11 protein-coding genes and 2 pseudogenes are annotated in these 15,300 nt (G+C 38.6%); 6 read left to right on the forward strand and 7 right to left on the reverse strand.

The window, feature by feature from the left end:
• From L652_RS0108460 to L652_RS0108470, 3 genes and pseudogenes are all read left to right on the forward strand, one after another.
• A pseudogene (locus L652_RS0108460) lies at positions 1-1,081 on the forward strand (transcriptional regulator); the annotation flags it as partial.
• A gap of 22 nt (positions 1,082-1,103) precedes the next feature.
• Positions 1,104-1,481: a DP-EP family protein gene (locus L652_RS0108465; RefSeq protein ID WP_024596884.1), complete on the forward strand. Its 378-nt coding sequence runs from the start codon at positions 1,104-1,106 to the stop codon at positions 1,479-1,481.
• A gap of 219 nt (positions 1,482-1,700) precedes the next feature.
• Positions 1,701-2,690 carry a sensor domain-containing diguanylate cyclase gene (locus L652_RS0108470; RefSeq protein WP_024596883.1) on the forward strand — a complete coding sequence of 330 codons (990 nt, stop codon included), beginning with the start codon at positions 1,701-1,703 and terminating at the stop codon, positions 2,688-2,690.
• An 80-nt stretch (positions 2,691-2,770) separates the two neighbouring features.
• Here L652_RS0108470 and L652_RS0108475 read toward each other — a convergent pair whose 3' ends face one another.
• The gene (locus L652_RS0108475) at positions 2,771-3,253 is read right to left on the reverse strand and encodes a winged helix-turn-helix transcriptional regulator (protein WP_024596882.1); all 483 of its coding nucleotides are present in this window, start codon (positions 3,251-3,253) and stop codon (positions 2,771-2,773) included.
• 168 nt (positions 3,254-3,421) lie between these two features.
• Between L652_RS0108475 and putA the strand changes: the two genes are divergently transcribed.
• Positions 3,422-7,225 carry a bifunctional proline dehydrogenase/L-glutamate gamma-semialdehyde dehydrogenase PutA gene (gene putA, locus L652_RS0108480; RefSeq protein ID WP_024596881.1) on the forward strand — a complete coding sequence of 1,268 codons (3,804 nt, stop codon included), beginning with the start codon at positions 3,422-3,424 and terminating at the stop codon, positions 7,223-7,225.
• Positions 7,226-7,343: 118 nt separating this feature from the next.
• Entirely contained in the window at positions 7,344-8,537 is a 1,194-nt protein-coding gene (locus L652_RS0108485) for an HD-GYP domain-containing protein (protein WP_024596880.1), read from the forward strand.
• Positions 8,538-8,590: 53 nt separating this feature from the next.
• On the opposite strand, the gene L652_RS0108490 is transcribed toward L652_RS0108485, so the two are convergent.
• The 6 genes from L652_RS0108490 to L652_RS0108515 all read right to left on the reverse strand — a co-directional run bounded on the left by L652_RS0108490 (position 8,591) and on the right by L652_RS0108515 (position 14,038).
• Positions 8,591-9,637: a general secretion pathway protein GspB gene (locus L652_RS0108490; RefSeq protein ID WP_024596879.1), complete on the reverse strand. Its 1,047-nt coding sequence runs from the start codon at positions 9,635-9,637 to the stop codon at positions 8,591-8,593.
• A gap of 11 nt (positions 9,638-9,648) precedes the next feature.
• A complete protein-coding gene (locus tag L652_RS0108495; RefSeq protein ID WP_024596878.1) occupies positions 9,649-10,566 on the reverse strand; it encodes an AAA family ATPase in 918 nt (305 codons plus the stop codon).
• A gap of 165 nt (positions 10,567-10,731) precedes the next feature.
• Positions 10,732-11,250, reverse strand: a complete 519-nt coding sequence (locus tag L652_RS0108500; RefSeq protein ID WP_024596877.1) for a DUF1566 domain-containing protein — start codon at positions 11,248-11,250, stop codon at positions 10,732-10,734.
• Positions 11,251-11,259: 9 nt separating this feature from the next.
• Positions 11,260-12,909 (reverse strand): DUF1566 domain-containing protein, encoded by a 1,650-nt coding sequence (locus L652_RS0108505; protein WP_024596876.1) that lies wholly within the window; start codon positions 12,907-12,909, stop codon positions 11,260-11,262.
• Between the two features lie 69 nt (positions 12,910-12,978).
• Positions 12,979-13,311 (reverse strand): hypothetical protein, encoded by a 333-nt coding sequence (locus L652_RS0108510; RefSeq protein ID WP_024596875.1) that lies wholly within the window; start codon positions 13,309-13,311, stop codon positions 12,979-12,981.
• Between the two features lie 22 nt (positions 13,312-13,333).
• The gene (locus L652_RS0108515) at positions 13,334-14,038 is read right to left on the reverse strand and encodes a DUF2982 domain-containing protein (protein WP_024596874.1); all 705 of its coding nucleotides are present in this window, start codon (positions 14,036-14,038) and stop codon (positions 13,334-13,336) included.
• A gap of 246 nt (positions 14,039-14,284) precedes the next feature.
• On the opposite strand from L652_RS0108515, the pseudogene L652_RS01000000123525 reads away from it, so the two are divergent.
• Positions 14,285-15,300, forward strand: a pseudogene (locus L652_RS01000000123525) (efflux RND transporter periplasmic adaptor subunit).

Raw genomic sequence — 15,300 nt, forward strand, 5'->3', positions numbered from 1 at the left:
CTTAGAGCTACTAACGCTTGCAGGTGCCAATGCCTTTTGGCTTGGTCAGCTCCATTATGATAAAAGTAATTACGCCGCTGCTGAACCGCTCTTAAAAAAATATCATACTTATAGCGAAATCATGTATTCATTAGCACCGAATGATTTTAACTCGATTATGGAGCTATCGTATTCGCATAATTCGCTGGGATCTTTATATTTAAAGCAATTTAACTACACTGCCGCGAAACAACGCTTTACAGAGTCGCTTGCTCTTAAAAATAAAGCCCTTGAGCTTAAACCCAATAATAAAAACTTATTACGCGATAAAGCTGATACCATCAGTTGGCTGGCAAAAACAGAAGAGAGATTAGGTAACTTTAATACAGCAGTAGATATGCTGGAAAATGCAGTTAAAGTAGTCAACAAAATGACTGCACACTACCGTGATGATGCAAGCCTTTTTTATATGTCAGCAAATATACTTATGCAACAAAGTTATTTACTGAGCTATTTAACTGATAAAAAGATCGCCTATCTAAAAGCTCGCTTTGCAAATGAAATTATAAATGAGGCTATAAAGCAAGATCCAAAAAATAATGAATTTCAACATATGTATTATCGTTCATTAGCGCAGTTGGTAATGTTGTCTGATGACAAAAGGACTGATTCTAGAATAAAAAATATCATTAGCTTTCTGGGTATCCAAGATTTCAAGAGTAATATCACTATCAATATACAAATTATCCTTATTCAATATTTTATAGAAAGAAACTCATTGACTAAAGCACAAGAATTATTAACTAGCCTTGAGAGTGACGAAGACTATAAGAAGCACACCGCTAAACAAATTAAAATTGGAGATAACGTAGCCTTCACAAATATATACCTACTCAAAGCTAAATTAGCTGCAACGAGTGAACAGCGAGAGCAATTGTGCTTAAATGCGCTTCAAGCCATTGCTAAAACAGCAACAATAAATCAAAGCATTAAAATAACCTACCCGCTTGTACAGGCGTACACCTGCTTAAATCGAGCAAACGAGATACCAGAAATAAAAGCAAGCCTAGTAAAATTTGGTATAACAAACTTTCAACTTTAACCCTATATACAAAGGAAATAATATGACAATTACTTTAGAAAAAGTCGACTTTCAAGTACATATTGAACTTAACGATAACAAAGAGGCTGTTTTTAGCTACAAAAAAAATGGCGAAGACGTTACTGGTGGTGGTATGGTAAGAACCGAAACTGCCGGTACGTACACCCTAGATTCATCAACAGTTCAACAAGGCTTTTTTTTCACAGGAGCCACAATCACTGACAAAGTAGGTACTTGTGCTCAAGATTTCAGCCATAAGCTAAGCGATAACCGCCAAGCAATCACCATCACAGACACCGCTGAAAACTCAGGTACAGCGTGTTTAATATTTAATGTTGAGTGTAATGGCAAAGCCTATAAAAGCGCCGACCCTCAGATTATAAATAAAGACGAAAATTAATTAATAACACCTAGTTATTGATTTTAAATTGCACAAGTATAATTTGCCCTGTGCAATTTATTTATAAACTAACTACCTTTTAGGTAAGCACTGGCACACTTCAATAAAAACAAATAAAATCATAAGCTTAAAACAGAAGGTTACCGAAAGGTTTAAAAACGATAAATTGAATAAACTGCTAGACATAAAGTTTCATTAACAATAAAAATGAGCAACACCATGTCTAACAATAATGAAAATAGCAGAGTAAATAACACCGACAACGCTGTATCTGCATTAATGAGCAGCATTTCTAATACCGTTAACAATGAAAAAATAAGCGCGATTATTAATGTTACTAATGTGATGGCCGATGCTATTTTTATTGTAAATGCTGAAGGGATTTTTGAGTCGGTAAATCCTGTTGCAGCAAAAATTTTTAATATGCAGCTTGAAGAAGTAATTGGTAAAAAATGGCAGTATTTTTTACATGAACAATACCGTGAAGACTACAACTACATGTTTGAAAGCTGGAAAAAAAATTATCAAACACCGCTTAATCATGGCCCTAAAGAAGTAAAAATAATTAAAGCAAATGGTAACTTTTTGGACGTAGAATTATCTGTATCGTGTTTACCCGAATCGGTAGTCGCAAGTACCCCACTTTTTATTTGTATAATGCATGATATTTCAAAGCACATTAAAAAGTATAAAGTACTGGAAAACGTAGCCAAACTTGATCACCTCACTGGTATTGCTAATCGTTGTACTTTAGAAAAAACCATCATTAAAAATTGGCAAGAGTGCATAGTTAACAAGCAGCCTCTTAGCTTTATACTTATTGATATTGATTACTTTAAATTATTTAACGATAACTTTGGCCATGTAAAAGGTGATAAGTGCCTTCAAAAAGTCGCTCGTACAATTGAAGAGTGCTTACCATCTAAAGACAGTTTAGTAGCACGCTATGGTGGTGAGGAGTTTGCTGTTGTGCTGCCTCGTTCGCACATTTCAAATGCACAAATGATTGCTAAGCGTATTCAAGAAAAAATACTCAACATTAATTTTAGAGATCTCGGTTTACCAGCGAATGTAAAAATAAGTGTAAGTCAGGGTTTAGCGTGTGAATACAATAATCAATACAGAACATCTGAGGCATTAATATGCGCGGCGGATACGGCCTTATACAGAGCGAAGTCGGAAGGGCGTAATAAATTATGTATAAGATGATGTACTAACTATTTGGTATAGCATTTATCTACTAAAATAAAAAAACCGCAATTGCGGTTTTTTTATTACTTGAGAAAAGCTTAAATATCGATTAGCAATCCTTCGTCTTTTTTAATCTTTTCGATCACCATATAAGTATGATGAGTACCCACGCCGGGAATATCTACTAAGTCGCCAAGAACTTGTCTATATTCTTCCATATTAGAAACGCGAATTTTTAATAAGTAATCATAACCACCAGCAACCATGTCACATTCGACTACTTGTTCTATCCTTAATATGTGCTCTCTAAATACTTTAAATACAGCTGTATTTGAAGCAACAAGCGATACTTGAACATGCGCTACTAAGCTCTGATTAAGTTTAGCTTCGCTAAGCTTGGCATAATAGCCTTCAATATACCCTTCTTGCTCTAATCGTTTAACACGATCTAGGCACGGGCTGGCACTCAAATTAACCTGTTTTGCGAGGTTAACATTAGAAATTCTGCCGTTCTTTTGAAGAACGTCTAGTATGGCTAAATCAATACGATCTAGCATGCGTAATCTATTTGGAATTGTCATAACAGAATTTTATGCGGATAAGTTAAATTTATACCCTGTAAATTATCGTAAATCGCGAAATTTAACCAGCATATTCTGCTGAATTTTAATTAGAATGCACTCACAATATCACTGGTAATTTATTGGTAATTAATTTTACTTTAATTCTTAACATCCTGAGGGTTGCTTATGTTATTCAACGGCGATTTAACTACTACTTGTCCTATCAGACAAAGAATCCGTGACTTTTACCGCATAGATGAAAATGCAGTTATTGATCATATTTTACCGCTTGCAGAAGTAGGCGTAAAAGCACGAAGTCGTGCCTGGGAAAGAGCCCGCCAGATTGTTTTGAACATTCGTAAAGAGCAAGATGGGCAAGGCGGTGTTGATGCGCTTTTAAATGAATTTTCACTCTCTAGTGAAGAAGGCGTTGTATTAATGTGTTTGGCCGAAGCACTGCTTCGCGTACCAGATAAAGCAACTCAAGATGTACTTATTCGTGACAAATTAGCCAAAGGTGATTGGAGCTCTCATTTAGGAAGCAGCGATTCTTTATTTGTAAACGCATCTTCTTGGGGATTATTAGTTACCGGTAAAATGGTTAACTACACAGACAAAACTAAAGAACAACAGTTCGGCATGCTTAAAAAGACCATTGGTCGTTTAGGTGAGCCAGTTATTCGTAAGTCTGTAAACTTTGCTATGAAAATTATGGGCAAGCAATTCGTAATGGGTCGTACCATTGACGAAGCAATTGAACGTGCTGCCGAAACAGAGCAAAAAGGTTATGTGTATTCTTACGATATGCTAGGCGAAGGCGCGCGCACAATGAAAGATGCGAAGCGTTACTTTGACAGCTACATGAATGCTATACACTCAATTGGTAAAGCGGCTAATGGTCGTGGTCCAATTAAGAGCCCTGGTATTTCAGTTAAGCTTTCTGCTATTCATCCGCGCTATGAGTTCACTCATAAAGACCGTGTGATGGAAGAAATAGTCCCTAAGTTAAAAGAACTTGCTCTTGCCGCTAAAAAATACGATATCGGCTTTACCGTTGATGCAGAAGAAGCAGACCGTTTAGATATTTCATTAGATGTAATTGAAGCGGTATTCAGTGATGAAGATCTTGGTGATTGGCAAGGTTTTGGCTTAGCAGTTCAAGCGTATCAAAAACGTGCTATTTTTGTAATTGAATGGCTTACTGACCTTGCAACCCGCGTTGGTCGCAAGATGATGGTACGTCTAGTTAAAGGCGCATACTGGGATACTGAAATCAAAACCACACAGCAAGATGGTTTAGATCACTACCCAGTATTTACCCGTAAAGCAACAACAGACGTTTCTTACAAAGCGTGTGCTATTAAAATGCTTGAAGCGCGCGATGTGCTTTATCCGCAATTTGCTACACATAACGCTTACACTGCCGCAACTATTTTAGAAGTAGCCAAAGGCGACAACACAGGTTTCGAATTTCAACGTTTGCACGGTATGGGTGAGTCATTATTCGACCAAATCGTTAACGAAGAAAAAATTCAATGCCGCGTGTATGCCCCAGTTGGTCAACACGAAGACCTCCTTGCGTACCTCGTTCGTCGTTTGTTAGAAAATGGTGCTAACTCATCATTTGTAAACGCAATTGTTGATACAACAAAACCTGTTGAATCACTACTACCAGACCCTGTAGAAACATTGCAAGGCTTGCGTAACAAGTACAATACGCAAATCAAAATGCCAATTGATTTATACGGTGAAGAACGTGCTAACTCTAAAGGCATGGATTTAACCGACATTAACGTTATTACCCCTTTTAAAGAGAATCTTGAAACATGGTTTAACGAGCACTTAATTGAGCAAAGCCAAGTACCTGAAGGCTCATTAGCTGTTAAAAACCCAGCAAATCACAAAGAAATCATTGGCCACGTTAAATTGCAAACTGGCGAAGAGATGAAAGTATTACTGGCTAACGCTGAAGCTGCACTTGAGTCATGGTCACAAACACCAGTAAGAGAGCGAGCTAACTTACTGCGTCGAGTTGCTGATATCTTAGAGCGTCATCACGACGAACTTGTTGCTATCTGTATTAAAGAAGCAGGTAAAGTAGCGCAAGATGGTATTGATGAAGTACGTGAAGCGGTTGATTTTTGCCGTTACTACGCGGCGCGCGCTGAGGAGCTATCGCAAGATGAGCGTTTTGAAGCCCGTGGCGTTATTTTATGTATTAGCCCGTGGAACTTCCCGCTTGCAATATTCTTAGGCCAAGTTGCCGCTGCGATTGTTACAGGTAACACTGTAATTGCAAAGCCTGCTGAGCAAACAAGTTTAATCGCCCTTCGTGCTATTGAACTAATGTTGTCTGTTGGTTTACCTGAGCATGTTGTTCAACCGGTTATTGCTCGTGGTTCAGAAGTAGGCAAAACAATTGTTCCTGATGAGCGCATTCAAGCGGTTATGTTTACAGGCTCTACTGAAACAGGCACATTAATTTCTCAAACACTTGCTGCACGTAACGATATTCAAGTACCGTTAATTGCAGAAACAGGTGGCCAAAACTGTATGATTGTTGACTCAACGGCGCTTCCTGAGCAAGTAGTTGACGATGTGATCAGTTCTGGTTTTCAAAGTGCTGGCCAACGTTGTTCTGCTCTTCGTGTGTTATTCATTCAAGATGACGTAGCAGATGGCATTATCGAAATGCTTAAAGGTGCGCTAGCTGAGCTACACATTGGCGACCCATCGTTACTATCAACTGATGTTGGTCCGGTAATTGATGAAAAAGCACTTAAAAACTTAAACGAGCACGTTGAGTACTTAAAAGGTAATTCTATACTTCATTACGAGTGTAAAATTCCGGATAACACGCAAAATGGCGCATACTTTTTTGCTCCTCGTTTATACGAAATCAAAGACTTATCAGTACTTAAGCGTGAAGTATTTGGCCCATGTGTTCATATTGTTCGCTTTAAATCGAGCGAACTTGATGATGTGATGGATCAAATTAACAACACAGGTTATGGCTTAACAATGGGTGTACATTCACGTATTGAAGAGCGCTGTGAGTACCTTGCTAAAATGTCACGTGCGGGTAATGTTTACATTAACCGAAACATGATTGGTGCTATTGTTGGTGTGCAACCATTTGGTGGCCGTGGTTTATCAGGTACTGGCCCTAAAGCCGGTGGCCCTAACTACCTTCAACGTTTAGTAAAAGAAAAGGCATCACCAGATAACGTGCAAATGACAAACCTGACGCCAGATGAGCTTGATTTACACCACTACAGCGGTGCAAATGAGCAAGTTAAAAAGCTAATGGCTAACTCAATGCGCGATGAAAAAATCTGGCGTGCAACACCACTAAACGACCGTGTTTCGGCTGTGCGTCAGTTGCTTGCTAAAATCGCGACGGTAGAAATTATCGACGATTTAGCAGACGATTTAGCATTAACATTATCAGAAGCTCGTGCACAGCTTAACCGCCTTGAAAAGCACATGCGTAAATTTACTACCCTGCCAGGGCCAACGGGTGAGTCTAATACACTTCATCTAGAAGCGCGTGGTTGTGTAGTGTGTTATGCAGATAAGAGCACATCATTTAACTTCTGGGCATTGTCTATCATTACCGCTATTGCCGCAGGTAATACGGTAATTACTGTAGCGTCTGAGCTGTTTTACGATGAAGCTGTTGCCTTTAAAGATAAATTTATCTCTACAGGTGTTGCTGAAGGTGTTTTCCAAGTAGCTAAACCTAATCAGTTACAAGCTATCTTGGCTCACCCTCATTTAGCTGGTGCGGTAGTTGCTGCTCGCTCGTCTCGTTTAGGCTACTTTAGCCAACAGCTTGCACAGCGTAAAGGCGCAATTTTACCGGTAATTAGCTCTGAGTATTACGATACATTAATCAAGCGCTTAATTACTGAAAAAACAATTAGTATTGATACAACAGCATCAGGCGGTAATACCTCGCTAATGACGCTTGTTGAAGATGATGAATAATTAAGCTAATGCTTTTTTACTAAAAAATAAAATAAGGCACTGTAAAGTGCCTTTTTTATTTGGTCGTTACGTATAAGTTTGTTAGTTTAAAAGTAGATTAACAACTGAAGCCGTAAAATTGAAAACCATTCCTATTACTAAGTTAGTCCCAGGTATGTTTGTGCAAAGCGTTACCAAACAAACTGGCAGTATTAAAATTAAAAACCAAGGCTGGGTTAAAACTCAAGCTGGTATTAATAACCTGATAAAAGCAGGTATTTTAGAAGTAGAAATTGACCCAGATAAAACCCTCATTGATTCAGTCCCTGAAAAAGATCCTATCGCTACACCTACAACAAAAATAAAGCGTGATCCTTGGCAAAAAATAAACAGCGCTGAGCAAGAAATGGGAAAAGCAAAAAAGCTTTATGACGAAGCAAAAACACTGCAAATAAAAGCATTTAAAGATATAAAAGCTGGCCGTGATATAGATATAGCACCGTTTAGAGAACTGGCAAGTGGCTTTATGGATTCTGTTTTTAGAAATCAAGATGCCCTAGCCTGCCTTACGCAAATGCGCCAAAAAGATGCCTACCTACTTGAGCACTCAATTAATGTATCAATATTAATGGGTATTTTTGCAAAACACTTAAATATAGAGAAAGACACTATTGTTGAGCTGACAACCGGCGCACTATTACACGACATTGGTAAAATAAAAATCCCTGATGAAGTGCTAAACAAACCTGGGCGCTTTACAGACGACGAATTTAAAATAATGAAAATGCATTCGCTTTTCAGTAAAGAGATATTAGAAGACTCTGGGTTAACAGGGATCGCGGTAGATATTGCAGGTATGCACCACGAAAGACTCGATGGTAAAGGCTACCCGTTTGGTAAAAAAGGTGACGAGATAAGTCAGTATGTGCGTATGGCGTCAATTGTAGATGTTTATGATGCACTTACCGCAGAACGTGTTTATAAAGCAGGCATGGAGCCAATAAAGGCGTTCAAAATATTAAAAGACGGGTGCCCTGATAGCTTTGATCCTGTGCTGCTTAATAAATTTATTCAATGTATTGGCATCCATCCGGTAGGAACGCTTGTAAGGTTATCGAGTCAAAGAGTGGGTTTGGTCACCGAGAGTAATCCGGGGGCACCACTAAAACCTGTCGTTAAAACATTTTACAGCGCTAAGCATAGCCGCTACACCGAAGTAAAAGATATTGATTTATCTAATAAAAAAACTGTAGACACTCTTGAGTCAGCGATTAAACCTAAAGAATATAACATTGATTTAGAACGCTTTTATAAAAATTCAATATTATCCTAAGCACTATTGAGAGCTCAATATTCTACCGAGCTCTCAACATGATAACTAAGCGCTTACTGCGGCCAGTCTTGCAAAGCTTTTAAGCTAAACTCATAACCATCAAAATCTAGCACACTTTGCTCAGGTGTAATTTCTGTGACTGTTAGAGCTCCTATGCTTTCTCCTTCGTGTAATTCTCGGCCATTTAGCTTGATCCAACGTTTATCAGCACTCGATGAATATATATGCGCTTGATATTTAATACTAGGTAACATTGATTGCAAACCATCAGGTAATAACTCAACAGGCTCAACACGTGATGACGTTTTTGACGCTTGAGTAACTTCATAATCTTGGTTTTTTTCGACATCTTGTATAGCTTGCGCAAATGCATTTTTAAGAGTTGTAGGCACAGCATCAAGCTCAGGGTCACTCGTCTGTTGAGATTGGGTGCTGCCATTAATTGGCTTACCCAATACTTTATATTTACTCATATCAAGTTGAGCCGATGCGGTATTTTGATTTTGCCCAAATACCGCAGTGTTTTGTGCATTATTTGGATTGTTTGGATTGTAATTACTTTGTGGGTTAAACGCTGGCTGATTATAATTTTGAACAGGCATTACTTGTTGCATGTTTTGCTGATTATAACCTGCTGCGCTCGTGACCTGGCTCGACGGCATAGGAATATACTGACCATTTGGGGTTAATAACATTTGCTGTACACCATTGGGGGTTTGCACATGCACAAGTTGCCCTTCAATCGTTGCAGTATTTGTTGGAGCTACTTTAGCAGGCTCCAACTTAGCTACTTGCTGTTTTTCAGCTTCAGCATCTTCCTCTTTAACGTCTTTGTTAGGCGATGATTTTTCGCTTTCCACCACCTTAATTACAGCGGGTTCCGCTGCGTTTAATAAAGTCGTACTTTGAAACCACTTTCCGGCGGTAAAGCCACCCGCTACCGCAATAAAAGCAGCTAAGCTTGTACCAAATACTAATGCTAATCGTCTATAACGCTTAAGTGCTTGCTGTTGCTTTAACTGCTCAGATTGTAAGTCGTACTGTTCAGCACTCATATCTGATTGCTGCGACTGCTTTAGCGCATCTAATAAATAAGACATAACTTACCTAACTATAAAATAAATGAAAGCCCAATGCCTACGGCAAATAAAGCAGCGAATGCAAGGCTATAGGGTACAAATGACGTTGCTTTGTTAGCTTCGTTAACCGGTGCGACAAAATCCATGGGTAATGACTCATGGGCTGATTTTTTTATTATATCGCTATCAACTATCAACTGCTGCTTTGCAAAAGTCCCAACTAAAGCACGCTCACAGACCAAGTTCATTAATCGTGGCACACCGCCAGTTAATTGATGAACAGCTTGCATGGCATCCATCGAAAAGATTCCTTTATCACACCCTGCAATATGTAACCGATGCTTTATGTAAGCGACTGTTTGGCCTTGCGTAAGTGGTAATAAATGGTAACGAGCCGTTATCCTCTGGGCAAGTTGCCTTAATTCGTTGCGCTTCAAAAGTTCTTGCAGCTCTGGTTGACCAACCAATACTATTTGTAATAATTTTTTATGATCGGTTTCTATATTTGTCAGCAAACGTAATTGCTCAAGCACGTTAGGGGCAAGTAATTGTGCTTCGTCAATAATAAGTATAGTGTGCCCGCCCGATTTATTATTAGTCTCTAAATGCTTTTTTATAATATCGGTAAGACTTTTAAGCGTCGCATTATGAACATCGTAACTAATATTGAGCTCATCACAAATACTGGCTAATAACTCCAGCTCTGAAAGCGCTGGGTTATGGATCATCGCTACTTGAGTGTTTTCAGGAAGCTGCTCCAACATACTGCGGGTAATTGTAGTTTTACCTGTACCTACTTCACCTGTTAATAATACAAAACCACCGTCTTCACCTAATCCATAGGTAAGGTGTGCTAAGGCTTCTTTATGTCGTTCACTTAAAAATAAGTAATGAGGGTTGGGCGAAATCGAAAAAGGTTTTTCGTTCAGGCCAAAATAGCTTAAATACACCGTGATGTTCCTTCGTAATTAAATCACGGCCTATAATGGCAAAAAAATGCGCTGAGTGACAACGTTGTAAGCGCTTTATTATTGAAATAACGTAAATTTATGTAAAACAAAAAAGTGCAGCTGTTTTAAGGCTGCACTTTTGTCTGTCTAATCTTAGTATGCATTTTACTCTTCGTAGCGCACTAATCGTAAATACACATTACTGGTTTTAGCATGTAAGCTATTCAACCCACTATCAAATTGATAAACCCACGCTGAGCTCATTGTGCTTACACCCGATGTATTTGACCAATAGTTTTGAAGCTTAGTGCCCAAAAATACGTCTTCATTAATACTCGGCTCTGTGCAACTGTGCTCTAAAATACTCGCCAATTCTTTAATGTTAGGCATTTGCCAATCATCGTAATCTGCGGTTGTATCATTTTTAGCACCGCGTAGTGCCTCTTGCCAAGTAAGAGAAGGTGTTGAACCTTCACAAAGTTGTGTCTCTGTATTATAAGTTTGCCCATAACTACAGCGTTGCCACATAAGGCCTGTTTCACTATCAGACACTGTGCCATCTGCATTTATGGTAAATCTATCTGTCGGTGTTGTGGTATCTGCACCGTCGTAGCACGTTTGCGCCGCTGCAATATTAAAGCTCAAACTTATAGTTGCTAGTGCATAGAGTAATTTAAATTTCATTATTTTCTCCTAACGACTTCTAACTAAACGTACATAAGCAGTATTTTCTTTTGGATAAGCAAGGTCGTTACCATCACTCATATCAATGATATACGCTTGAGATAAACTGGTACCATCAGCTGCTGTTTGTGAGGTCCAGTAACGTAAATGGCTTAATGCACTTTCACTTGGCATATTAGGAAAAAATGCCTCATCAATTAATATACTTTGCCCTTGTTTACCGTAATCAATTAAGCCCAAAAGCTCTGTATAAGTAGGTAATCGCCAGTTTGTACCACCACAAAAATCTAAATCATTAACTTCGTTTATATAACTTTGTACTCCACAACTTGTATTGTCCGGACACGTTGAATTGGCTGTACTGGTATCGGTAAAAGTCGTATTCCCTACATCCCAAAAGTAATGATTTTGACCATCACGTAACGAAGTATTTGGTACCGTGCCAGATGCCACACTTTTCACCTCCCATACAAGCCCAGTAACATTATCGCGTATACAGGTAAAGTCACTACTATCATCACCAACTTCATCAGCAAACTCATTAAGTTTAGTGTAATCAAACGCTAAATTACCTTTGCCAACTTTATCTAAGCGGTTTGCATAGCTATCGCGTCCAAGCTCTGCATCTTGCGCTGGAAAGTCATCACTCTCACAATTAATACGTTGAGTATTGTTATAACACTCACCAACACCACTATCGTTGATGAGTCCAAGTGCTTTGGGTGATACATCAACAAATAAAGAGTCTGTATCGGTGCGTCCTTTTGAGTCGGTTACCGTGACTTCAAAGCTCAATGTAGACTCAGTATCAACATCTGAGGCAAAAAATGTCGTTGTACATTGGTCGCTATTGCTTAATGCTTCGCTATTACCGGTAAGTTGTTGCCATTTACACTTATAGGTATCGGTAACTGTTTCGCTATTTGTTGCATCAAGCGTTACTTGTTCAAACTCTTCGACATTTTGATCTGCGCCTGCATTTGCATCTACTAACTCATTTGTTTTGTTGAGTGTCATTGAATATTGAGTGCTCGCCTCGCCACCCTCATCATCAGTGACAGTTAGCTGCCAAGATAAATTCACGTTGCTTTCAAGTAATGGATGAGAAAAGCTAAGAGTTGATTCATTAAAACTCTCAATATCTAAATCAGGACCCGATAGCAATTGCCACAAATAACTATCAATTTGGCCATTATCATCAGGATCGCTCGACTCTAGGGCACTCAAAGTCACTGTATCTTTGTATACAGAGGGAAGTGTTTCAGGAGATGTTTGTGTAACAACAGCAAGAGGTAGTTGGTTATTAGAGCTCACTGAAATAGAAATGTCGTCACTAACAGCGCTACTACTTGTACTTTGATAGCTCACTCTTAATATTATTTCACTATCAGTTTTTACGTCAGGTGCAGTAAGTGTTTGCTCAGCGCCTTCAAGGGGGAAACCTTCTATGCTTGGGCCACTAACTTGTTGCCATGAAAACGTACCATCAGCGGGGGAACCTTGTGCTGTGATGGTAAATTCAGATTTTTCGATAATTTGTAAATCGGCTCCAGCATTAACAGACGTTTCAACAACTGTATTATCGCTATCACCGCCACCGCCTCCACACGCACTCAGTAAACCACACGAAATGAGGGGGATTAAAGCAAACGCTTTCATACGCAGCACCTTATTATGTCAAATAATTACTATAGTGTAATCACTAGCAATAAAGATGCCATTACAGTACTACATATATGTGTCTTGATGAATACGTACAAACAACTTCGTACCGATTTTACTGTAATCTATTTTGTATTCACGCCCGTCTAGAGCTTGAATAAACAGCAACTGCTTTTCTTCGCCAAATACATCAGCGCTACTTACATAAACCATTTCTAAATAACGCTCTTTTGCATCACGGCGGTTTTTAGGTAATTCTTCTTTAAATGGCTCCAGACCATGTTGCGTTACTTTAATTCGAGGATGAATTTCAGAGTTTACAATCACTAAATCATGCTTTTTATCTTTATGTATTATGGTGTTTCGACCACTTTTTAAAAAGGCTCTCTCTTGACTCATTTTTCTTTCCTACAGTCGTAGCTTAATTACTAAGCTGCGACGCTATAAACTGACTAGGCTCGCGCTTCCACTTATTTAAGTTAGCACTAAATGCCCAAATATCTCTATCTAACACGCTGGCAGGCAATAATAAATCGTAACCTGTTAGCTGCTGAAGGTGCTTAGTTCTATTAGCAAACATGGCTATAAGCCCAGTATAGCTTATCCCTTTATGGGATGTGTAATGTGTATCTTCTATTAACCATTCTGATGGGCAATTGCCATTTTTGCAATGTTTTTGAACAACTTGCATAAATAAATTACGCTGCTCTATTAATAATTTCCCTGCAATTCTAGGCGCTATGCTTGATAAAAAGTCGTCTATATCATTTACCTTAACGCCAACCGCATTTAATTCTAAATAGTCAAAGCCATCTTCTACTTTGGGTATTCCACTGTGATGAAAGTTACTATGAGGCATACACCAAGCTCCGTACTTGTGGCAATAAACGAGCTCAGATTCGCTTAATATAAGGCTATGGTATGGTTCTTGAGATTTTAAAAATCCAATAAAAATAGCCACAAGGCACAAGCTCACTAAAAATATTTCAAGTATGCTAATCTCACCCGGCCTCAGTAAATTAAATAACATAATAAAGACTAAGCCTATAGCACCTACAACAATCGCCTCAATTGCGTTTCGCGCGCCCTGTGCCCGAAACTTAATGACATTGTCAGATTTATCCATATTGGTAAAACACCATATAAAAAACAAACATAATAATGCCCCAAATTATGACCTTTCTTGTTGTTATACATAAGTTACAGCTAGTTTCAAATTTCATACATTACCGCTTTTTCCTCAACAAAATAGGAACAATGAATAAATCTTATTTACTTTTACGCTTAACGCACAAATTTATGAGATACATAACCGTCTTTTCACGGTCTTATTTCGTACAATACTTACAATTCATTTTCAGGTATGAAATCAATGTACTCAAGACAATCAGGTAAAGCACTTTTTCCATTTATTATTACGTTACTTCTAATATTTAGCGTTTATTTATATTTACCCGCTAGCCACGGCGAANAAGCCGATTCATCACAAGTGTCTACCCAAGTAACGGCTCATACTGTTACCTCTGAGGAAAACGCAGTGATGATAGAGGCCATCGGTAGTGCACGTGCAAACCAAGCTATTTATATAAAAAGTGCGCAAAACGATTATGTCACAGATATATATTTTAAAGATGGCGACTTAGTCAGTAAAGGACAAAAATTAGTACAGTTACAAAGCCAACAAGAGCAACTTGCAGTTAAAGAACTCGGTATTAACTTACGTGAGGAAAAACGCCAGTTAGATCGCCTTACCGAACTTTCACGCTCGCAATCAACGGCAAAGTCATTACTTGAAGAACAATTATCTCGTGTTGATGCCACTGAAGCTCAACTAGAAAGCGCTAAAACAAAGTTAAATGAAATGACTATTACCGCGCCATTTTCAGGCCTGTTAGGTAAGCGTGAAATATCAGTTGGCGCCTACGTAAGCAACACAACAATAATCACCACACTTGATGATATTAGTATTATTAAAGTTGACTTCAAAGTACCTGAAAAATATTTAGCACAATTAAACATAGGTATGAAAGTACTTACCCAAAACGATGCCTACCCAGGGCAGACATTTAACGGCAAGGTAACGCATATTAGCTCGCGTATTGATTCGGTAACACGCAGTGTTGAAGTAACTGCAAGTTTTGCTAATAAATCAGGATTACTTCGCCCTGGTATGTTACTAAATACAGCACTTGAGCTAAGCAGTAACCAAGCTTTAATGGTGCCAGAAAAAGCGGTTATCCCTTTACAAGACAAACACTTTGTTTTTCAAATTCAAGACGGAGTAGNNNCTGGGTTGCTATCGATGAAGGTTTAAATGATGGCGAGCAAATTGTTACTGAAGGGCTAATAAAAATTCGCTCTGGTAGTAAAGTAAGCGTAAAGGGGTAA

Source organism: Pseudoalteromonas sp. TB25 (assembly GCF_000497995.1).
Classification (GTDB): domain Bacteria; phylum Pseudomonadota; class Gammaproteobacteria; order Enterobacterales; family Alteromonadaceae; genus Pseudoalteromonas; species Pseudoalteromonas distincta.